The sequence below is a fragment of the Streptomyces sp. DG1A-41 genome, from assembly GCF_037055355.1.
GTDB lineage: Bacteria > Actinomycetota > Actinomycetes > Streptomycetales > Streptomycetaceae > Streptomyces.
In genome coordinates this window covers 5263966-5284501 of sequence record NZ_CP146350.1, presented here as the reverse complement: position 1 = coordinate 5284501, position 20536 = coordinate 5263966, and the positions used below count along the sequence as shown (strand labels likewise).

19 protein-coding genes are annotated in these 20536 nt (G+C 70.8%); 10 read left to right on the top strand and 9 right to left on the bottom strand.

Annotation, left to right across the window (positions count from 1 at the left end; all coding sequences use genetic code 11):
• Positions 1–35 precede the first annotated feature (35 nt).
• On the top strand, positions 36–1160 hold the full coding sequence (gene disA / locus V8690_RS24740) for a DNA integrity scanning diadenylate cyclase DisA (protein WP_338782153.1): 1125 nt from the start codon (positions 36–38) through the stop codon (positions 1158–1160).
• Positions 1161–1437: 277 nt separating this feature from the next.
• Here disA and V8690_RS24735 read toward each other — a convergent pair whose 3' ends face one another.
• Entirely contained in the window at positions 1438–2295 is an 858-nt protein-coding gene (locus tag V8690_RS24735) for a hypothetical protein (protein ID WP_338782151.1), read from the bottom strand.
• A 175-nt stretch (positions 2296–2470) separates the two neighbouring features.
• Here V8690_RS24735 and V8690_RS24730 point away from each other — a divergent pair, with 175 nt between their 5' ends.
• A complete protein-coding gene (locus V8690_RS24730) occupies positions 2471–3112 on the top strand; it encodes a phosphatase PAP2 family protein (RefSeq protein ID WP_338782149.1) in 642 nt (213 codons plus the stop codon).
• A gap of 61 nt (positions 3113–3173) precedes the next feature.
• Here V8690_RS24730 and V8690_RS24725 read toward each other — a convergent pair whose 3' ends face one another.
• The gene (locus tag V8690_RS24725; RefSeq protein ID WP_338782147.1) at positions 3174–3884 is read right to left on the bottom strand and encodes a response regulator transcription factor; all 711 of its coding nucleotides are present in this window, start codon (positions 3882–3884) and stop codon (positions 3174–3176) included.
• Positions 3881–5458 (bottom strand): histidine kinase, encoded by a 1578-nt coding sequence (locus V8690_RS24720; protein WP_338782145.1) that lies wholly within the window; start codon positions 5456–5458, stop codon positions 3881–3883. The genes V8690_RS24725 and V8690_RS24720 overlap by 4 nt, the downstream gene beginning before the upstream one ends.
• Before the next feature lie 260 nt (positions 5459–5718).
• Here V8690_RS24720 and V8690_RS24715 point away from each other — a divergent pair, with 260 nt between their 5' ends.
• The 5 genes from V8690_RS24715 (at position 5719) to cseC (ending at position 10332) form a co-directional block, all read left to right on the top strand.
• Positions 5719–6654, top strand: a complete 936-nt coding sequence (locus V8690_RS24715; RefSeq protein ID WP_338782143.1) for an A/G-specific adenine glycosylase — start codon at positions 5719–5721, stop codon at positions 6652–6654.
• A 293-nt stretch (positions 6655–6947) separates the two neighbouring features.
• Positions 6948–7487, top strand: coding sequence for a SigE family RNA polymerase sigma factor (locus V8690_RS24710; protein WP_274818149.1), 540 nt, complete (start codon positions 6948–6950; stop codon positions 7485–7487).
• Positions 7475–8128, top strand: coding sequence for a hypothetical protein (locus tag V8690_RS24705; RefSeq protein ID WP_338782135.1), 654 nt, complete (start codon positions 7475–7477; stop codon positions 8126–8128). The genes V8690_RS24710 and V8690_RS24705 overlap by 13 nt, the downstream gene beginning before the upstream one ends.
• A 137-nt stretch (positions 8129–8265) precedes the next feature.
• A complete protein-coding gene (gene cseB / locus V8690_RS24700; RefSeq protein ID WP_338782133.1) occupies positions 8266–8967 on the top strand; it encodes a two-component system response regulator CseB in 702 nt (233 codons plus the stop codon).
• 9 nt (positions 8968–8976) lie between these two features.
• A complete protein-coding gene (cseC, locus tag V8690_RS24695; protein ID WP_338782130.1) occupies positions 8977–10332 on the top strand; it encodes a two-component system sensor histidine kinase CseC in 1356 nt (451 codons plus the stop codon).
• Positions 10333–10345: 13 nt separating this feature from the next.
• On the opposite strand, the gene V8690_RS24690 is transcribed toward cseC, so the two are convergent.
• The 3 genes from V8690_RS24690 to V8690_RS24680 all read right to left on the bottom strand — a co-directional run bounded on the left by V8690_RS24690 (position 10346) and on the right by V8690_RS24680 (position 13048).
• Positions 10346–10792, bottom strand: coding sequence for a VOC family protein (locus tag V8690_RS24690; protein WP_338782128.1), 447 nt, complete (start codon positions 10790–10792; stop codon positions 10346–10348).
• Between the two features lie 138 nt (positions 10793–10930).
• Positions 10931–11302, bottom strand: a complete 372-nt coding sequence (locus V8690_RS24685; protein WP_338782126.1) for a helix-turn-helix transcriptional regulator — start codon at positions 11300–11302, stop codon at positions 10931–10933.
• Positions 11303–11440: 138 nt separating this feature from the next.
• The gene (locus V8690_RS24680) at positions 11441–13048 is read right to left on the bottom strand and encodes an MDR family MFS transporter (RefSeq protein ID WP_338782123.1); all 1608 of its coding nucleotides are present in this window, start codon (positions 13046–13048) and stop codon (positions 11441–11443) included.
• A gap of 125 nt (positions 13049–13173) precedes the next feature.
• Between V8690_RS24680 and V8690_RS24675 the strand changes: the two genes are divergently transcribed.
• Positions 13174–13770 carry a TetR/AcrR family transcriptional regulator gene (locus V8690_RS24675; protein ID WP_338782122.1) on the top strand — a complete coding sequence of 199 codons (597 nt, stop codon included), beginning with the start codon at positions 13174–13176 and terminating at the stop codon, positions 13768–13770.
• Between the two features lie 414 nt (positions 13771–14184).
• On the opposite strand, the gene V8690_RS24670 is transcribed toward V8690_RS24675, so the two are convergent.
• On the bottom strand, positions 14185–14883 hold the full coding sequence (locus V8690_RS24670) for a M23 family metallopeptidase (protein WP_338782120.1): 699 nt from the start codon (positions 14881–14883) through the stop codon (positions 14185–14187).
• A 439-nt stretch (positions 14884–15322) separates the two neighbouring features.
• Between V8690_RS24670 and V8690_RS24665 the strand changes: the two genes are divergently transcribed.
• Positions 15323–15952: an HAD family acid phosphatase gene (locus tag V8690_RS24665; RefSeq protein WP_338782117.1), complete on the top strand. Its 630-nt coding sequence runs from the start codon at positions 15323–15325 to the stop codon at positions 15950–15952.
• A gap of 82 nt (positions 15953–16034) precedes the next feature.
• Here the strand turns inward: V8690_RS24665 and V8690_RS24660 are convergent, their stop codons facing one another.
• Complete coding sequence (locus V8690_RS24660; RefSeq protein ID WP_338782116.1) at positions 16035–18560, bottom strand: ATP-dependent Clp protease ATP-binding subunit; 2526 nt, start codon at positions 18558–18560, stop codon at positions 16035–16037.
• 430 nt (positions 18561–18990) lie between these two features.
• Between V8690_RS24660 and V8690_RS24655 the strand changes: the two genes are divergently transcribed.
• On the top strand, positions 18991–20016 hold the full coding sequence (locus V8690_RS24655) for an SCO3374 family protein (protein WP_338782113.1): 1026 nt from the start codon (positions 18991–18993) through the stop codon (positions 20014–20016).
• Between the two features lie 9 nt (positions 20017–20025).
• On the opposite strand, the gene V8690_RS24650 is transcribed toward V8690_RS24655, so the two are convergent.
• Positions 20026–20361: an Lsr2 family protein gene (locus V8690_RS24650; RefSeq protein ID WP_010048839.1), complete on the bottom strand. Its 336-nt coding sequence runs from the start codon at positions 20359–20361 to the stop codon at positions 20026–20028.
• Between the last annotated feature and the right edge of the window lie 175 nt (positions 20362–20536).

Genomic DNA, 20536 nt, shown 5'->3' with positions numbered 1-20536 from the left:
GGGGGCGCCCCAGAACCTGCGACCGGAGGAGTGCAGTGGCAGCCAACGACCGGGCATCGGCTCCCGGAAAGTCCGGCGGGAGTGCCGGTACCGATGGCCTGATGCGCGCCTCGCTGAGTGCCGTGGCACCCGGCACCGCCCTGCGTGACGGCCTGGAGCGCGTGCTCCGCGGCAACACCGGCGGACTCATCGTCCTCGGCTCCGACAAGACGGTAGAGGCGCTCTGCACCGGCGGTTTCGTGCTGGACGTCGAGTTCACCGCGACCCGTCTGCGCGAGCTGTGCAAGCTGGACGGCGGCATCGTGCTGTCCTCGGACCTGTCGAAGATCCTTCGCGCGGGCGTGCAGCTGGTCCCGGACCCGACGATCCCCACGGAGGAGACGGGCACCCGGCACCGCACCGCGGACCGCGTCAGCAAGCAGGTCGGCTTCCCGGTCGTCTCGGTCTCCCAGTCGATGCGGCTGATCGCCCTGTACGTGGACGGCCAGCGCCGGGTCCTGGAGGACTCGGCGGCGATCCTGTCCCGCGCCAACCAGGCCCTGGCGACCCTGGAGCGCTACAAGCTCCGCCTCGACGAGGTCGCGGGCACGTTGTCGGCGCTGGAGATCGAGGACCTGGTGACCGTCCGGGACGTCTCGGCGGTCGCCCAGCGCCTGGAGATGGTGCGCCGCATCGCCACGGAGATCGCCGAGTACGTGGTGGAGCTGGGCACGGACGGCCGGCTGCTGGCCCTCCAGCTCGACGAGCTGATCGCCGGCGTGGAGCCCGAGCGCGAGCTGGTCGTCCGGGACTACGTCCCCGAACCCACCGCCAAGCGCTCCCGCACGGTCGACGAGGCGCTGGCCGAGCTGGACGCCCTCACCCACGCCGAGCTCCTCGAACTGGCCACGGTGGCCCGGGCGTTGGGCTACACCGGCTCGCCCGAGACGCTGGACTCGGCGGTGTCGCCGCGCGGCTTCCGCCTGCTCGCCAAGGTGCCCCGGCTCCCCGGCGCGATCATCGACCGCCTGGTCGAGCACTTCGGCGGCCTCCAGAAGCTGCTCGCCGCGAGCGTCGACGACCTCCAGACGGTGGACGGCGTCGGCGAGGCCCGGGCGCGCAGCGTCCGGGAGGGACTCTCGCGGCTGGCGGAGTCGTCGATCCTGGAGCGGTACGTCTAGGGGGCTTCTGATAGATCTCCGTGGAAGCGGGAGCGGCGTTCGGTGCGTGCTCTCGGCGTGCCGGGCGGAAGACCTCGTAGCGGAGCTACCAGGCCTTTTGTCCGGTGCGGCGAGAGTGCGTGCCGGGCGTCGCGACGCCGCGGAGATCCATCAGAAGCCCCCTAGGGCTCGAGCCGCCCCGGCTGGAACGACTTGACGGCTCGAACGACTGAGGGCGGTACCCGGCAAGGGGCACCGCCCTCAGGTGTCTCTGCCGCAGGTTTCTCTGCTGCTGCGCCTAGTCGGCCGACAGCACGAACGACGTCTGCACCTTCGCAAAGCCCGGGGCCTTCGCTTCCACCAGGTACGTGCCCGTCCCGGCCGAGCCAGCCGGAGGCGTGGCGCACTCGGGGGCGCTCGGCTTGCGGTCCCACTTCACGGTGTAGGTGATGCCGCTGCCCGCGGGCACCCGGTACAGCTGGTGCGCGGCGACCTTCGGGCAGTCCTTGGAAGACCAGTAGGCGTCGTCGGAGCTCGCCGGGGTGATCGTGAACACCGCGTTCTCCGGCCCGAGATCGATCTTGCAGTCGCTGCCGGAGACGTTCCGCGCGGTCAGCAGGAACGTGGGCGTCTGCTCGGGGTCGTAGGTGTTGTGCCGGCTGCGCAGGCTGAACTTGACCGCGGCGGCGGTGCAGTTGGGCAGGGTGGAACCGGCCGGCAGCGTGTCGCCCGCGCCGACGCCGCCCACCGTGGTACCCCCGGACCCACCGGCGCCGCCCGACCCACCGGACCCGTCCGAGCCGGAACCGCCGCCGGAGCCCGTGCCCGAACCGTCCCCGGAGCCGTCACCCGAGCCGTCGCCGGAACCGTCCCCGGAGCCGGACGACGAGCCGCCGGAGCCCCCGCCGCCCGACTCGTCGCGTCCGCCGGGCGCTTGGCTGATGGCCGGACCCGAACTCGACGGGCCGGGCGTGATGGAGGGCGCGGGATTCTTGCCGTTGGCGCCGGTGTCACGGTCCTCGCCGCCTCCGCCGCCCATGGTCACGATCCAGGTGATCAGCAGCGCCAACAGGGCGACCACGGACACCAGTACGACCCTCCGACGCCAGTAGATGGAGGAGGGAAGCGGCCCGACCGGATTGCGCAGAGATCCCACGGCGCAAACCTTACGAGAGATCGGCGCGTTCGCCTGTCCCACCCGCCGCTCGGGACCACAACTTTTCCGGATCATCATCCCGGAAACAACCGCTCCACCCCTGTCTTTCGACAGGTACGGCACGCGACGATCGCTGGGTGTGACGGTACCGGCCCGCCGCCTACCGTCCGTGACCATGAACTTCGAGGACAGCGCGCTCTACCGCGACATCACCGATGTCGCCCACGCCACCCCGATGTGGGTACAGCACGGGGCCGAGATAGGGACGGAGGCCGGACTGCTCGTCTTCGTCGCGCTGTTCGCCGCCGCCTGGTGGCGTGCCCGCCGCGACACTCCCCACGTGTTCGCGCTCGCGGCCCTTGCACCTTTGGCCACGGCTGTGGCGTACGTGTGCAGCGAAGTGCTCAAGTCCGCGGTCGCGGAGGAGCGTCCGTGCCGGGCGGTGGCCGGTGCGGCCGCGTCCCTCGCCCAGTGCCCACCGCACGGCGACTGGTCCTTCCCCTCCAACCACGCCACGATCGCGGGCGCCTCGGCGGTCGCCCTCGCGCTGGTCCGCCGCGCGCTCCTGTGGCTGACGGTCCCGCTCGCCCTGCTCATGGCCTTCTCCCGGATCTTCGTCGGCGTGCACTATCCGCACGACGTCGTGGCGGGGCTGGGGCTGGGCACGCTCGTCGCCCTCGTCGCCGTACGGCTGGGCACGGGCCCGGCGACCCGGCTGGCCCAGGCGATGCGCACCTCGTCGGCGCCGGCCGTGCGGTGGTTCACCGGGCCGGGCACGGCGCCCGTCACGTCGTACGGCTCCCACGCGCGGCGCTGAGCCGGCCGGGCTGCGCCTCACCGAGCCGGGACGCGCCCCCACCGCTGCGCCGACCCGGTCGTCACGACTCCACGAGCCCCGCCTCGTACGCCACGATCGCCGCCTGCACCCGGTTGCGCACCCCCAGCCGGTCCAGGACCGCGCTCACGTACGCCTTCACCGTGCCCTCGACGAGGTGCAGCCGGGCGGCGATCTCCGGGTTGGACAGGCCCGCCCCGACCAGGCCGAGCACCTCGCGTTCGCGGGGGCTCAGCACGGCCACGCGCGCGCGTGCCTGTGCCTCACGCGTGAGCCGGGCGCCGCCGAGGCCCTGTTCGATGACGTACCGGGCCACCTTGGGCGACAGGAACGCGGCACCGGCCGCCACCGCCCGTACACCGGCGATCAGTTCGTACGGGTCCCCGGACTTCAGCAGGAAGCCGGTGGCGCCGCCGCCGAGGGCGCGGGTCACATAGGCGCCCTCGGAGAAGGTGGTGAGCATCGCGACGGCCGTGCCGGGCACGGTCCGCACGATCTCCTCCGCCGCCGTGAGGCCGTCCAGGCGCGGCATGCGGATGTCGAGCAGGGCCACGTCCGGGCGGTGGGCGCGGGCCAGCTCGACCGCCTCGCGGCCGTCGCCCGCCTCGGCGACGACCTCCGTCGCGCCGCTGCTGCCCAGGATGGCGCGCACTCCGGCCCGGACCATGGCCTCGTCGTCGGCCAGCAGCACGCGGATCGCCGTGCTCGCTCCGCTCACCGTGCTCACCTCGCTCACCCCACTCCCCCCGCTCATCGTGCGAACTCCTCGTATTCCTCCCGGCCTTCGCCGGACAGGCCGACGCGCGGCACCACGTCCTTGGCGACCAGCCGCCCGGCGTCGAAGCACAGTCTGAAGTGGTCGACGGAGACGAACAGTTCGCCGCTCGCCCGGTAGTAGCGGCAGTCGGCGCCCTCCGGCGCCGGTGCCGGCGCCCGCTCGGCGGGCGGGTCGTTCACGTCCCGCCCGGGGAGTACGCGCTCGACGTCGGCCGTGGGGGTGCCGAGGCGCAGTTTCGCGTACGCGGCGGGTTGGAGCACCGAGTGCTTCTCGGCGTACGCGTACCAGCCGAAGGCCCCACCCACGAGCACCACGCCCACGCCGACCGCGGAGCCGAGGCCCGCGGCGACCCGGCGGCGGGCGTGGGTGAACGGCGCCCGGGCGGGACGCGCCGGTCCGACGGCGGTCTGCTGCTGGGGGACGTACGCCCGGACCCTGAAGCCCTCCTCGTGCGGGCCCGCCTCGAACTCCCCGCCGACCGATGCCACCGCGGCCCGCAGCCCGAGCAGGCCCGTGCCGCCGCCCGTGGGGCCAAAACTCTCGTGTGTGGGCGGACCGTTGGTGATGGTGACGGACGTCCCCCCGGCCCGCCCCGTCACCGCCACGGTCACGGGAGCGCCCGGTGCGTGCCGGGCCACGTTGGTCAGTGCCTCCCGGACCACGCGGTGCAGCAGCCGTTCGGCGACGCCGCCGGGCTCCGCGGCCGGGCCCTGCCCGGCGGGCTCCCAGCGCACCGGCAGGCCCGATTCCGCCGCGCGGGCCACGAGTTGCTCCAGGGTCTCGCCCGCCGGGGCCAGCGGCACGCTCTCCTCGTCGTCCTCGCGCAGGACGCCGATGATGCGGTGCAGCCGGTCCGTGGCGTCGGCGGCGGCCGCGCGCAGGTCGGCCGCCGCGGCCCGGTGCTCGCCGGCGAGTCCGGGGGCGACCTGGAGGGCGCCCGCGCGCAGGGCGATGAGGCTCAGCTCGTGGCCGAGGGAGTCGTGCATGTCCTGGGCGATCCGGGCCCGTTCGCGCAGCCGGGCGCGTTCCTCGGCGAAGCGGGCCTCGTCCTCCAGCCGGGCGGCGCGCAGCCACCCCGCCTCGGCCAGCTCGCGGCTCTGCCGCCAGTAGCGACCGCCGAGCCAGGGGAAGACGCAGCCGAAGAGCAGCGTGCCCGTCATGACGAGCCACTCGGGGGCCGGGTCGACGCCGACGAGCACGATCCGGGCGGTGCCGGCGCAGCCGAGGACCGCGAAGCACAGCACGGCGGGGCGTGCCCGGCCCGCGCGCAGCCCGAGCAGCAGCGCGAACACGCCGAGGGCCGGGCCGTAGGAGACGGTGAACAGGGCCGGGGCGGCGGCGAGGCTCAGGGCGGCAGCCAGCCCGAAGGCCACGAGCGGCAGCCGCCGGGACAGGGCGGCCGCGACCGCCAGCACCGCCACACCGGCCGCCTGCTGCCAGGCAGGACGCGGCTCGTTCAGCCCGAGCCGGTCCGCCGTGAGCGCCGGGAGGGCGAGGGCGGCCCAGAGGAGGGCGCCCTTGCCGAGCCGGGCCGGACGAGGTCGTTCCATGCGGCCCGACGCTACAAGCGCCCGGCAGCACGGCACTGCTGCCGATCGTCAGGGGTGCGCCGCCCAGCGCCGGTGGGCGGCGCTCAGCCCGTCCGCCGTTCGAGGACGAGGTACGCCCCGCGGCAGAGGCCGCCGGCTCCGGCACCCTCGGCAGTTCAGTCCGAAGCGGGGGTCTGCGGGCGCAGCCCCCAGGGACGCGAACCACGATCAGCCCGCAGGTGCCCCGGCGCCCTTCGTCCGCATGGCACCATCGAGAGGCCATGACTGCTCCCACGAAACCCCCGCATACCACCCCCACCGACACGCCCTCCGGTTCCCCCCTCGGAGAGAAACTGCACTCCCCCGTCATCGACTGGTTCGACGAGAACGCCCGTGACCTGCCCTGGCGGCGCCCCGAGGCCGGGGCGTGGGGTGTGATGGTCAGTGAGTTCATGCTCCAGCAGACGCCGGTGAACCGCGTCCTGCCCGTCTACGAGCAGTGGCTGGCCCGCTGGCCGCGCCCCGCCGACCTGGCCAAGGAGGCGCCGGGTGAGGCGGTCCGCGCCTGGGGCCGCCTCGGTTACCCGCGCCGCGCCCTGCGGCTGCACGGCGCCGCCGTCGCGATAACGGAACGGCACGGAGGTGACGTACCGGCCGACCACGCCCAGCTGCTGGCGCTGCCCGGCATCGGCGAGTACACGGCCGCCGCCGTCGCCTCCTTCGCCTACGGGCAGCGGCATCCGGTGCTGGACACCAACGTGCGCCGGGTCTTCGCCCGCGCGGTCACCGGCGTGCAGTACCCCCCGAACGCCACCACCGCCGCCGAGCGCAAACTGGCCCGCGCGCTGCTGCCCGAGGACGAGTCGACCGCCGCCCGCTGGGCCGCCGCCTCCATGGAGCTGGGCGCGCTGGTCTGCACGGCCAAGAGCGAGTCGTGCCACCGCTGCCCGATCGCCGCGCAGTGCGCGTGGCGGCTGGCGGGCAAGCCGGAGCACGACGGGCCGCCGCGCCGCGGCCAGACGTACGCGGGCACCGACCGGCAGGTGCGCGGGCGGCTGCTCGCCGTGCTGCGGGAGGCCCACGGTCCGGTTCCCCAGTCGGCCCTGGACCGGGTGTGGCACGAGCCGGTGCAGCGGGCCCGCGCCCTGGACGGCCTCGTCGCCGACGGTCTGGTGGAGCCGCTGGCGGGCGGGCTGTACCGGCTGCCGCTGAGCTGACGTACAGGCAGGTCACAGACGCGGGTCGCCCGTCACAGCGCCCGTCACAGCGATCGGGGTGGACAAATCACCCTGGACCCACCCCAACACGCCCACCGCTTTACCCCGTTCCGACGTCCGTTACACAACCGACGGACAGCCGAGTGCTAGCCGAAGGCTGCTTCGGACAGTGCCGTGACAACGCCTCCGTACCTTCAATCCCGTTCCCGGAAGACACGGGACAACCAAGGAACACAGGCATGACACGGGCGGCGGGTCGCCGGCCGTAACGGGGATACGGGAGGCGGTTCACCATGGCGCAGGGCGAGGTGCTCGAGTTCGAGGAGTACGTCCGCACGCGGCAGGACGCGCTGCTGCGCAGCGCCCGGCGTCTGGTCCCGGACCCGACGGACGCGCAGGACCTGCTCCAGACCGCGCTGGTACGGACGTACGGCCGCTGGGAGACCATAGAGGACAAGCGGCTGGCGGACGCCTACCTGCGCCGGGTGATGATCAACACGCGGACGGAGTGGTGGCGGGCCCGCAAGCTGGAGGAGGTGCCGACCGAGCAGCTCCCGGACGCCTCGGTCGACGACTCCACCGAGCAGCACGCGGACCGCGCCCTGCTGATGGACGTGATGAAGGTGCTCGCCCCGAAGCAGCGCAGTGTCGTCGTGCTGCGACACTGGGAGCAGATGTCCACGGAGGAGACGGCCGCCGCCCTCGGCATGTCGGCCGGAACGGTCAAGAGCACGCTGCACCGGGCGCTCGCCCGGCTCCGCGAGGAGCTGGAGTCCCGCGATCTGGACGCACGCGCGCTGGAGCGTGAGGAGCGGGAGCGGTGCGCGGCCTGACCGGCGAGGGATCTGCACGGGCCCGGGGCAGCATCCAGGCGGTGAGTACGGCACTGGCCGTGCTCGCCGCCCTCGCCCTTTTCGTGTCCGCATGCGGCTCGGGCGGCACCGGCGCCCGCGACGAGGGCCCGGCGCACTCCGACTCGGTGGCGGGCGCCGCCGCCACACCGTCCGCCGCACCGTCGAAGACGCCCGACACGGTCGACGCCGTCCGGCTCGTCAAGGACGACCCGAAGGTCTCCCCCGAGGTGAAGCACGAGCTGAAGCCGTGCGTCGCCGACGAGTACCCCGTCGACGTGTCCTACGGCAACCTGACCGGCGGGTCGGCCGACGACGTCGTCGTCAACGTGCTGACCTGCGGTGACGCTGTGGGTGTCGGCAGTTACGTATACCGCGAGCACGACGGCTCGTACGAGAATGTGTTCAAGGCCGAGGAACCCCCGGTCTACGCGGAGATCGACCGCGGCGACCTCGTCGTGACCAAGCAGGTGTACGAGAAGGGCGACCCGGTGTCGAGTCCCTCCGGGGAGAACGTGATCACGTACCGATGGACCTCCGGCCGGTTCGACGAGGAGTACCGCACGCACAACGACTACGGGAAGGTCGTCGGCGACACCCCCACGCCGGAGCCCGCGAGCTGACGCGGGCGGAAGGCACGTGAACCGATCGGGCCGCTCGGACCGATCCACCGGTGAACGCATCACACGGACCGCGCGTCCCCCGGAGAGAACGCGACAGAACGCACCCCACGAACCACACGAGGACTGAGAGCACCGGGATGGCAGACCAGACCCACGTCCTGTTCGTCGAGGACGACGACGTCATCCGTGAGGCCACGCAGCTCGCCCTGGAACGGGACGGCTTCATGGTCACCGCCATGCCCGACGGGCTGTCGGGCCTGGAGGCGTTCCGGGCGGACCGCCCCGACATCGCGCTTCTGGACGTCATGGTTCCCGGCCTCGACGGGGTCAGCCTGTGCCGCCGTATCCGGGACGAGTCGACCGTGCCGGTCATCATGCTGTCGGCGCGGGCCGACTCCATCGATGTCGTGCTGGGCCTGGAGGCGGGTGCCGACGACTATGTGACCAAGCCGTTCGACGGCGCCGTCCTGGTCGCCCGGATCCGCGCGGTGCTGCGCCGGTTCGGGCACGCGGCCGGCGGCCGGGCCGAGGAGCCGGCCTCGCCGCCGAACGGCGGGGTGCTCACCTTCGGGGACCTGGAGGTCGACACCGAGGGCATGGAGGTCCGCCGGGCCGGGCAGCCGGTGGCCTTGACGCCGACCGAGATGCGGCTGCTGCTGGAGTTCTCCACGGCGCCGGGCACGGTGCTCTCCCGCGACAAGCTGCTGGAGCGGGTGTGGGACTACGGCTGGGGCGGCGACACCCGCGTCGTCGACGTGCACGTGCAGCGGCTGCGGCAGAAGATCGGCCAGGACCGTATCGAGACGGTCCGCGGCTTCGGCTACAAGTTGAAGGCCTGAGCAGGGGTGATGAGGGGGCACTTCCGGCGCCTGGTCGCCACGGGCTTGGATCGCGCGGGGATCCGCACGGGCCTCAGATGGAAGCTGAGCGCGGCCATCGCGCTGGTCGGGGCGCTGGTGGCGATCGCCCTGAGCCTGGTCGTGCACAACGCCGCCCGGGTGTCGATGCTGGACAACGCGCGCGACCTCGCCGACGAGCGCATCATGATCGCCCAGCGCAACTTCGAGCTGTCCGGGCGGATGAACTTCCCCAACACCAAGATCGACGACCCTGACCTGCCGGCGGCGCTGCGGGAGCGGGTGGAAGCGGGCCAGCGGGCGACGTACGTGGCGGACCGGCCGGGTGACGCGCCGGACATATGGGCCGCCGTGCCGCTGAAGAACGGGCATGTGATGTCCCTGCACTCGGGCTTCACCGACCGCAGCTCGGACATCCTCCAGGACCTCGACCAGGCCCTGATCATCGGCTCCATCGCGGTCGTCCTCGGCGGCAGCGCGCTCGGCGTGCTCATCGGCGGGCACCTCTCGCGGCGGCTGCGCAAGGCGGCCGTCGCGGCCAGTCAGCTCGCGGGCGGCGAGACGGACGTGCGCGTGCGCGACGCCATGGGCGGGGTCGTCCGGGACGAGACCGACGACCTGGCGAGCGCGGTGGACGCCATGGCGGACACGCTCCGGCAGCGGATCGAGGCCGAGCGGCGGGTCACCGCCGACATCGCGCACGAGCTGCGCACACCGGTGACCGGGCTGCTGACCGCCGCCGAACTGCTGCCGCCCGGCCGCCCGACCGAGCTGGTGCTGGACCGGGCGAAGGCCATGCGCACGCTCGTGGAGGACGTGCTCGAGGTGGCCCGGCTGGACGGGGCCTCGGAGCGGGCGGAGCTCCAGGACATCATGCTGGGCGAGTTCGTCGCCCGGCGGGTGGCTGCCAAGGACCCGGACGTCGAGGTGCGGATCGTGCACGAGTCGGCGGTCACCACCGACCCGCGCCGCCTGGAGCGGGTGCTGTTCAACCTGCTCGCCAACGCCGCCCGGCACGGCAAGCCGCCCATCCAGGTCACCGTCGAGGGCCGGGTCATCCGGGTCCGCGACCACGGCCCCGGTTTTCCCGAGGACCTGCTCGCCGAGGGGCCGAGCCGCTTCCGCACCGGCAGCAAGGACCGGGCCGGGCACGGCCACGGCCTCGGCCTGACCATCGCGGCCGGTCAGGCCCGGGTACTGGGCGCCCGGCTGACCTTCCGGAACGTGCGCACCCCCGGGACGCCGGAGCATCTGCCCGCCGAGGGCGCGGTCGCCGTGCTGTGGCTGCCGGAGCACGCGCCGACGAACACGGGCAGTTATCCGATGCTGCCCGGGTCGGGGACGTAGTCCCGCAGGGTGGTCAGCAGGTCCAGTCCTGGTCCGGGTCGAGTCCGCCTTCCCGGGGCTGTGTGAACGAGAACCAGTTGCCGGAGTCGTCGCGGAACAGCGCCTCCGTGCCGTACGGGCGCTCCTTCGGCTCCTGGAGGAACTCCACGCCCCGGTCCTTGAGCTTCTTGTAGTCGCCGTGGATGTCGTCGGTGGTCAGCACGCCGGCGCCGAGCGCGCCCTTCGTCACCAGCTTCCGGAGCATCTCGGCGGACTCGGGGTCCATCGCGGGCCCGCCGGGCACCATCAGCGTGAGCTCGACGTCGGGCTGGTTCGGCGAGCCGACGGTGAGCCAGCGCATGCCGCCCTCGCCCATGGTCATGTCCGTACGGACCTCCAGGCCCAGTTTCTCGGTGTAGAACTCCTTGGCCCGGTCCTGGTCGAGGACCCAGACGGTCGAAATGGCGAGACCCTTGATCATGGCGTGCTCCTGCTGGTCGGCGGCCGGTCGGCGCTTGCCCCGCCACCGTAGGCAGCGGGGGTGTCAGCCCGCTTCTCCGGAATTGCGCTGTTGCGGCGCGCCGGTGCGGATGCCGGGTGCCGGTCGGAAGCCGCCGGCCTACAGCATGGCGTAGCAGCCCGGTATGAGCGCCGCTCCGCGGCCCACGTGCTTCGTCCGGTACTCGCTGGGCGTCAGGCCGGTCCACGCCTTGAACCGGGCCGAGAACGTGCCGACGCTGCTGAAGCCGACCAGATGGCAGATCTCCGTCACCGACAGGTTGGCGGTGCGCAGCAGGTCCTCGGCGCGTTCTATGCGGCGGTGCGTGAGGTACTGCCCGGGGGTCTCGCCGTACGCCTCCTTGAAGGCGCGGATGAAGTGGTACCGCGAGTACCCGGCGTGCGCGGCCACGGCGCCCAGGTCCAGCTCCGGATCGGCCCAGTCACGGTCCATGGCGTCCTTGGCCAGGCGAACCTGCCGCGTCTTGTCCATGGATCCGATGGTGGCACGGGGGTCTGACAGTGGGGACGGTACGGGCGTGTGAGGAGGGGTGAGGACGAAGCGGGCCTGTGCCGCCGGGCATGACGAGGCCCCCGGGGAGGACCACCCCGGGGGCCTCGTGCGGTCCGGTCAGACGGCCTCCGCCACAGGCGGCTGCGTCGCCGGGGCGTCCGACTCGTCGTCCGCCTTGTCGTCCGCCTTCGGGCCCGCTCCCTTGAGCGGGACCTCCTTGACGAACACGGCCGCCGCCAGGGCGAGCACCGCCACCACGGCTCCCAGCAGGAACGCCGAGTGCGTGCCGGCGGAGACCGCGTGCTGGTAGGCCTCACGGGCCGCTGCCGGGAGCTTGGCGAGGCTCGCCGCGTCCAGCTGGGCCGACTGTTCGGTGACCTTGGAGCCCAGCGCGCCGGCCCGCTCGGCCATGACGTCCTGGACGCGGTTGTTGAACAGCGCGCCCATGATCGCGACGCCGAAGGAGGAGCCGAGAGTGCGGAAGAGGGTGGCGGACGAGGACGCGACGCCCATGTCCCTCATCTCCACGCTGTTCTGCGCGACCAGCATGGTGATCTGCATCAGGCAGCCCATGCCGAACCCGACCACGGCCATGAAGACACCGGACGTGAACCGCGAGGTCCCCGTGTCCATCGTGGACAGGAGGTAGAGACCGACGGTCATCAGCACACTGCCGAGAATCGGGAACACCTTGTACCGGCCGGTGTTCGTGGTGACCCGTCCGGCGACCATCGAGGTCACCAGCATCGCGCCGAGCATGGGCAGGAGCAGCAGCCCGGAGTTCGTCGCGGAGGCACCCTGCACGGACTGCTGGTACAGCGGCAGGAACAGCGTCGCGCCGAACATCACGAACCCGGTGATGAAGCCGATGACCGACATCAGCGTGAAGTTGCGGCTGCGGAAGATGTGCAGCGGCACCACCGGCTCGGCGGCCCTGGTCTGCCAGAACACAAAGCCGACGAGTGCGGCGACCCCGATGCCGATCAGTTCCATGATCCGCGCGGAGGTCCAGGCGTACTCCGTGCCGCCCCAGGTGGTGACGAGCACGATCGCGGTGATGCCGACGGTCAGCAGGGCGGCGCCCAGGTAGTCGATCCGCGCCTCGGACCGCTTCTTCGGCAGGTGCAGCACCGCACTGACGGCGACCAGCGCGACCACGCCGAGGGGCAGGTTGATGTAGAAGGCCCAGCGCCAGCCCCAGTTGTCGGTGATGGTGCCGCCGACCAGCGGGCCGCCGATCATCGCCAGCGCCATGACGCCGGCCATCATGCCCTGGTACTTGCCGCGCTCCCGGGGCGGGATCAGGTCACCGATGATCGCCATGACGCCGACCATCAGACCGCCGGCACCGAGGCCCTGAACCGCGCGGAAGCCGATCAGCTCGCCCATGTTCTGGGCCATGCCGCTGAGCGCCGAGCCGATCAGGAAGAGGACGATGGACGACATGAACATGCCCTTGCGGCCGTACATGTCGCCGAGCTTGCCCCACAGCGGGGTGGAGGCCGCGGTCGCGAGCGTGTAGGCGGTGACCACCCATGAGAGGTGTTCGAGGCCGCCCAGCTCACCGACGATCGTCGGCATCGCCGTACCGATGATCATGTTGTCGAGCATCGCGAGCATCATCGCGATCATCAGCGCGAGCAGCACGACCCGCACGCTCTTCGGCTGCTTCCCCCCGGCGTCGGTGTCGGCGCCGACCGCCGGTGTGTCCGTCGTGTCCGCCATCGCTCTTCCCACTCCCCCAGCTACCGCTACTTACTTGCCGCCCGGCTAGTGACTACACTCGGAAGCTAGCCGCGCAACTAGCCGGGCGTCAAGTAAGTTTTATGGAAAGGGAGCGGCGTAGGAGGATGGGCGGCACCATGGACGGCACCAGGCAGCGGCGCCGCGGGGACACCCGCCAGCGCATCCAGGACGTGGCCCTCGAACTCTTCGCGGAGCAGGGCTACGAGAAGACCTCCCTGCGCGAGATCGCGGAACGCCTGGAGGTCACCAAGGCGGCGCTCTACTACCACTTCAAGACGAAGGAAGAGATCCTCGTCAGCATCTTCGAGGACCTCACGCAGCCGATCGAGGAACTGATCGAGTGGGGGCGGCGGCAGCCGCACACCCTCGACACCAAGCAGGAGATCGTCCGCCGTTACGCGGAGACCCTGTCCGGCGCCGCGCCGTTGTTCCGCTTCATGCACGACAACCAGGCGACGGTGCGGGAGCTGCGGATCGGCGACTCCTTCAAGGAGCGCATCCGCGGCCTGCGCGACATCATCATCGACCCGGACGCCGACATGGTCGACCAGGTGCGCTGCGTCAGCGCGATCTTCACGCTGCACGCCGGGATGTTCCTGCTCCAGGATCTGGAAGGCGACCCCGAGGACAAGAACAGAGCCGTCCTCGAGGTCGCCACGGACCTGGTGACCCAGGCCCACCGGGGAGCCCGTGGTTCCTAGTGCCGTGACGGCACAGGTCCGCCGGGTTGGGTCAGCCGATGTCAAGGCCGTGGCAGGGATGATGCCTGTCCCCGTGCCCGGTGCCGCTTTGCGTACGACCAGGTCACCGCGGCCATCAGGGCCGGGATGGCGAACAGCGGGGCGAAAGCGAACCCCCAGACGGTCTGTGCCGTATCGCTCGACATGTACGCCTGACCCTCGACGGCACTTGGTCGCTGTAGCCCACATAGACACCGGATGCCTGGCGATGCGCCGCAGGCCGGACAGAACGGCGCACCCGCTGAGGGAGGACCCGGGAGGGCTCGATCGCCGGACGAGCTGGGGTATCCAGCCGTCCGGCGATCGAGCGCATCGCGACCAGCCCGGTGAACGTTCGCGGTCACAGCCCTGGCGGGCTCGGGCCGTCCGGAATCGTCAGACCTTGACGCCCTTGGCCCGCAGGAACTTCACCGGGTCGACCGCCGAGCCGTAGTTCGGGGTCGTACGGATCTCGAAGTGCAGGTGCGGGCCGCTCGAGTTGCCGGTGTTGCCGGACCGGGCGATCTCCTGGCCGGTCTTGACGACCTGGCCGACCCTCACCTTGACCTTCGACAGGTGGGCGTACTGCGAGTACGTGCCGTTGCCGTGCTTGATCACGACGGCGTTGCCGTACGCGGGGCCGTCACCGGCGCCGTTGCCGCCGGCCTTGACGACGGTGCCGCCGTGGGCGGCGACGACCTGGGTGCCGCTCGGCACGGCGAAGTCCTGCCCGCTGTGGGTGGACTGCCACATGCCGCCGTTCTGGGCGAAACTCGCGGTGAGCTTGTACTTCTTCACCGGGTCGACCCAGGACGGCTTGGCCTTCTTGGCGGCCTTCTGCACGGCGGCCTTCTTGGCGGCAGCCGCCTTCTTCGCGGCGGCAGCCGTGGCGGCCTTCTCAGCCTTCGCGGCCTCGGCCTGGGCGGCGGCCTGCGCCTGGACGGCACTGGCGGCACCGGACGCAGCCGTGGTGTCGGCGGCGGACGCGACCCCGGCTCCCAGTGCGACCGAGACACCGAGGCCGGCGGCCAGCACGGTCGCACGGGTGCGGAGCTGGGACGTACGGGAAGAACGGGACGTGACGCGCTGGGACATCGAAACCTCGTGGGGAAGGGGACGGAGAAAACCACCCGGCGCACAGTCGCTCGCCGAATGGCCATCCCTTGGTAACCCGAAGTCCGACAAACCCCCAAAAGCGTGATCTACGACCGAAGTTAGTAATTTCGTTCAGTGTTCTACGTCTCTTGACATGGCACCCATTCGGGACAGATCAGGGCACTACACCGCACTTCAGCCTGCACAGCGGGGCAGCAATCCCTTTTCTCCCCACCTGTTCAGCACTATTCCGTCTAGTACCGGACAAATCGCCTGTGCGGCATGTCACCGAGAGCCCTCTTCGGCCATTCCGGAAATGTGGCGCACGCCTCTATGCGCCTACCGTTCGGTAACCCTACGGTTCCCCTCGCGCCACCCTCGCCCACGAACATGCACACGACATGTTGGCAGCGTCACGGACGTGAGAGGACCCCACGACATGCAGACCCGAGGCCCCTGGCTGCGCCGCGCATCAGTGACCGTCGTCTCGGCGGCCGCCCTCGTGGCGATGGCCGCACCGGCCGACGCCGCGGCCCCCGCCGGTACCGCCACCGCGGCCACCACGGCCGCCGCGGACGTCGACTACGCGACCTGGCAGAAGGACTGCCAGGCGGTGATGGACCAGGCGCTGCCCTATCTGAAGCAGCGGATCGCCGCCGCCAAGCCGGGCGAGAAGCAGGCGATCGTCTTCGACATCGACAACACCGCGCTGGAGACGGACTTCGGCTTCAGCTACCCGCAGCCGGCCAACAAGCCGGTCCTGGAGGCCGCCAGATACGCCCAGGAGCGCGGTGTCGCCCTGTTCTTCGTGACCGCCCGCCCGGACATCATCTACTCGTTCACCGAGTACAACCTCAAGCAGGCCGGCGACCAGGTCTCCGGCCTCTACGTGCGGAACTTCGTCGACCTCTTCAAGAACGTCGCCGAGTACAAGACGGCCCAGCGCGTCGACGTCGAGAAGAAGGGCTACACGATCATCGCGAACATCGGCAACAGCGCCACCGACCTCTCTGGCGGCCACGCCGAGAAGACGTACAAGCTGCCGGACTACGACGGGCAGCTGTCGTAGCGCAGCAGGGCAGCTGCCGTCGGGGCATGGAAGAGGGGCCGGTGCTTTTCAGCACCGGCCCCTCTTCACTCGGTCGTGACGCTTACACGTCCTTGCTCAGGTTCGGTCCCGTGCCACCGGCCGCCTGCTCGATCGGCGGGACGTCCGGCAGGGCCGACTTCTCCTCACCCCGGAAGGTGAAGGTCTTGGCCTCGCCCTCGCCCTCGGTGTCCACGACCACGATGTGACCGGGGCGCAGCTCACCGAAGAGGATCTTCTCCGACAGGCTGTCCTCGATCTCGCGCTGGATCGTCCGGCGCAGCGGCCGGGCGCCCATGACGGGGTCGTAGCCCTTCTTGGCGAGCAGCTCCTTGGCGGACTGGGCGAGCTCGAGGCCCATGTCCCGGTCCTTCAGGCGCTCGTCCACCTTGCTGATCATCAGGTCGACGATCCGCAGGATGTCGCCCTGGGTCAGCTGCGGGAAGACGACCACGTCGTCGACGCGGTTGAGGAACTCGGGCCGGAAGTGCTGCTTGAGCTCGTCCGAGACCTTGTTCTTCATGCGCTCGTAGTTGGTCTTCGTGTCACCCGAGGCCGCGAAGCCCAGGTTGAAGCCCTTGGAGATGTCCCGGGTGCCGAGGTTGGTCGTCATGATGATGACCGTGTTCTTGAAGTCCACGACCCGGCCCTGGGAGTCGGTCAGGCGACCGTCCTCCAGGATCTGGAGCAGCGAGTTGAAGATGTCCGGGTGGGCCTTCTCGACCTCGTCGAAGAGGACGACCGAGAACGGCTTGCGCCGCACCTTCTCCGTCAGCTGGCCGCCCTCTTCATAGCCCACGTAACCGGGGGGCGAACCGAAGAGACGCGACACCGTGTGCTTCTCGCTGAACTCCGACATGTCGAGGGAGATCAGCGCGTCCTCGTCACCGAAGAGGAACTCGGCGAGTGCCTTGGACAGCTCGGTCTTACCGACACCGGACGGGCCGGCGAAGATGAACGAGCCACCGGGACGCTTCGGGTCCTTCAGACCGGCACGCGTACGGCGGATCGCCTTCGACAGCGCCTTGACGGCGTCGTTCTGGCCGATGACCCGCTTGTGGAGCTCGTCCTCCATCCGCAGCAGACGCGAGGACTCCTCCTCGGTCAGCTTGAAGACCGGGATGCCCGTGGCCGTGGCGAGGACCTCGGCGATCAGTTCGCCGTCGACCTCGGCGACGACGTCCATGTCGCCGGCCTTCCACTCCTTCTCCCGCTTGGCCTTGGCGGCGAGGAGCTGCTTCTCCTTGTCACGCAGGGAGGCGGCCTTCTCGAAGTCCTGCGAGTCGATCGCGGACTCCTTGTCGCGGCGGACACCGGCGATCTTCTCGTCGAACTCGCGCAGGTCCGGCGGCGCGGTCATCCGGCGGATACGCATCCGGGAACCGGCCTCGTCGATCAGGTCGATCGCCTTGTCCGGCAGGAAGCGGTCCGAGATGTACCGGTCGGCCAGGGTGGCGGCCTGGACCAGCGCCTCGTCCGTGATGGAGACGCGGTGGTGCGCCTCGTAACGGTCGCGCAGGCCCTTGAGGATCTCGATCGTGTGCGGCAGGGACGGCTCGGCGACCTGGATGGGCTGGAAGCGGCGCTCGAGGGCCGCGTCCTTCTCCAGGTGCTTGCGGTACTCGTCCAGCGTCGTCGCACCGATGGTCTGGAGCTCACCGCGGGCCAGCATCGGCTTCAGGATGGAAGCCGCGTCGATGGCGCCCTCGGCGGCACCCGCACCGACCAGCGTGTGCAGCTCGTCGATGAACAGGATGATGTCGCCGCGGGTACGGATCTCCTTGAGCACCTTCTTCAGGCGCTCCTCGAAGTCACCGCGGTAGCGGGAGCCGGCGACCAGAGCGCCGAGGTCCAGCGTGTAGAGGTGCTTGTCCTTGAGCGTCTCGGGCACCTCGCCCTTGACGATGGCCTGGGCGAGGCCCTCGACGACGGCGGTCTTGCCGACGCCGGGCTCACCGATCAGGACCGGGTTGTTCTTCGTACGGCGGGACAGCACCTGCATGACCCGCTCGATCTCCTTCTCGCGCCCGATGACCGGGTCGAGCTTGGACTCGCGAGCGGCCTGGGTGAGGTTCCGGCCGAACTGGTCGAGGACCAGGGACGTGGAGGGCGTGCCCTCGGCAGGACCGCCGGCGGTGGCGGTCTCCTTGCCCTGGTAACCGGAGAGCAGCTGGATCACCTGCTGCCGCACGCGGTTCAGATCTGCGCCCAGCTTGACCAGGACCTGGGCGGCGACGCCCTCGCCCTCGCGGATCAGGCCGAGCAGGATGTGCTCCGTGCCGATGTAGTTGTGGCCCAGCTGAAGGGCCTCGCGGAGCGACAGCTCCAGGACCTTCTTGGCACGGGGGGTGAAGGGGATGTGGCCGGACGGGGCCTGCTGGCCCTGGCCGATGATCTCCTCCACCTGCTGGCGGACCGCCTCGAGCGAAATCCCGAGGCTCTCAAGGGCCTTGGCGGCGACACCTTCACCCTCGTGGATCAGACCCAGGAGGATGTGTTCAGTGCCGATGTAGTTGTGGTTGAGCATCCGGGCTTCTTCCTGAGCCAGGACGACAACCCGCCGCGCGCGGTCGGTGAACCTCTCGAACATCGTTAATCGCTCCTCAGAGCGGTCAGGCAGTGGGGGGAACTTCCCCTCCCTGTCCTTCCGCAGCTTAGTCCCGCAAGCGGGGACCGCTCATTCCAACTGCCGACACCGTCCTTGGCCTCCTGACCCCGAACGCCGACATCTGCTCCAACCCGATGGTGCGAGACGATGTTCCCGCAGGCCAGGCAGTTACCCCCTTCGCCAGTACGCCCATGGCGAACGTGAGACGGCCTTTCCTGCGTGTCGCCCCCTCCCACTAGGGATGTCTTACCCGTACGGACCGGAAGTCCATGCCGAGCGCCCCCCTTCCCTCCGCTACGGGCGAACAACCTTGCGCCTCCCCGCACCCCCGGCACGCCCCCATTTCGCCACCATGTGCGCTCGAAACTATACCCAGCGTAACCGGAGCGCCCTTCCGGCTGTTGCACTTGGCATGTTCGGCGCCCCCCGCCCCATCCCGCTCCCCCGCCGACCGCCTGACGCGAGCTGTCCGGTCCGGCGGTGGTACGAGAACGAACTGGGCTGGCCGACGGTGCCCGGCGCTCCTCTGCGGCTGGCGGTAGGGGTGCGCTACGACGTCCTGGACGTACCGGCCGAGGCGGGACACGCGGCCCTGCGACGCCTGGAGCCGGCCTCCCCGGTGGCCGTACTCGGCGACCGCTTGCGGCTCCTGGTGGCACCGGGCACCGCGGAGGAACTACCCGGGCTGCTGGAGTGGCTGGAGTGGGGGACACTGCCGCTCGACCTCACGGCGATCGGGGCGGGGGGCGCCATGGAGGCGCCGCGGCCGCCGGGGATGGAGGCGCCGTTGGCACACGAGAGGGGCGGACTGCTGCGCTGCGAGACGGACGGGCTGTGCCGCGGGGCGGAGGGCTCGGTGCCGCGCGAGAAGGACCGGCCACTGCCCTGCGAGACGGACGGCTCGATGCCGTGCGCGGCAGGCCGGCCGCTGCCCCACGGCACCGACGCGTCACTCTTCCGCGAGACGGACGACTCGGCGTCGCGCGAGAAACGCGAGAACGGCGGACCACTGCCCTGCAAGACGATCGCTCCGATGTTCCGCGAAGCGGACGGCTCGGTGTCGCGCGGGAGGGGCGGGCCGCTGCCCTGTGAGGGGTTTGTGCCGGCGGCCTGCGGGCGGGGCGGGCTGGTGCCTCGTCAGGCGTGTGCGCCGTCGGCCCCCGAGACGGACGGCGCGTTGTCCCCCGAGCCCGGCTTCTGCCGTGGCCGGCCGCTTCCCCCGGGCCGGTTCGGTTCCCAGGGGGCCGCTGTGTGGCTGCGGCCCCCCGAGCCGGGATGCGAGGTCGAGGCCTCGCTGCCGACACTGTCGGCGTTGGGGGGCGGTGGAGATGCCCCCGATCTCGTGCGGCTGGTGAACACGGTGGCCACGCAGTGCCACCGGGTCCGGCTGCGGCGCGCGTGCGCTCAGCCGCCGGCCTTGCGTGCGCAGGGTCGGTAGTGCCGCTGTTCAGCCGTTGGCCTTCTCGTAGGCCTCGCGGATGGTCGCGGGAACACGGCCGCGGTCGTTGACCTCGTAGCCGTTCTCCTTCGCCCAGGCGCGGATGGCCGCGGTGTCCTGGCTGCCGCTCGAAGCCGCGCGAGCCTTTCCACGCCCGCCCGAAGCACGGCCTCCGGTACGACGACCGCCCTTCACGTAAGGCTCGAGAAGGCCGCGGAGCTTGTCCGCATTGGCGGTGGTGAGATCGATCTCGTACGTCTTACCGTCCAGCGCGAACGTCACGGTCTCGTCCGCCTCGCCGCCGTCGAGGTCGTCGACAAGAAGGACCTGAACCTTCTGTGCCACCGGATTTCCTTTCATCGATATCTTCAGGGCCGGGGGTGTGCCGGCGTCCGCCGTATCGCCGTCCCCTGTTATATGCAGTACTGCAGTACCTCGGAAAGCAAACCGCTTTTGCCGGAAAAACACAAACCCTCGGCAGAGACCAGCAGCCACGCCACCGCCCGGAAACGTGCGCGTT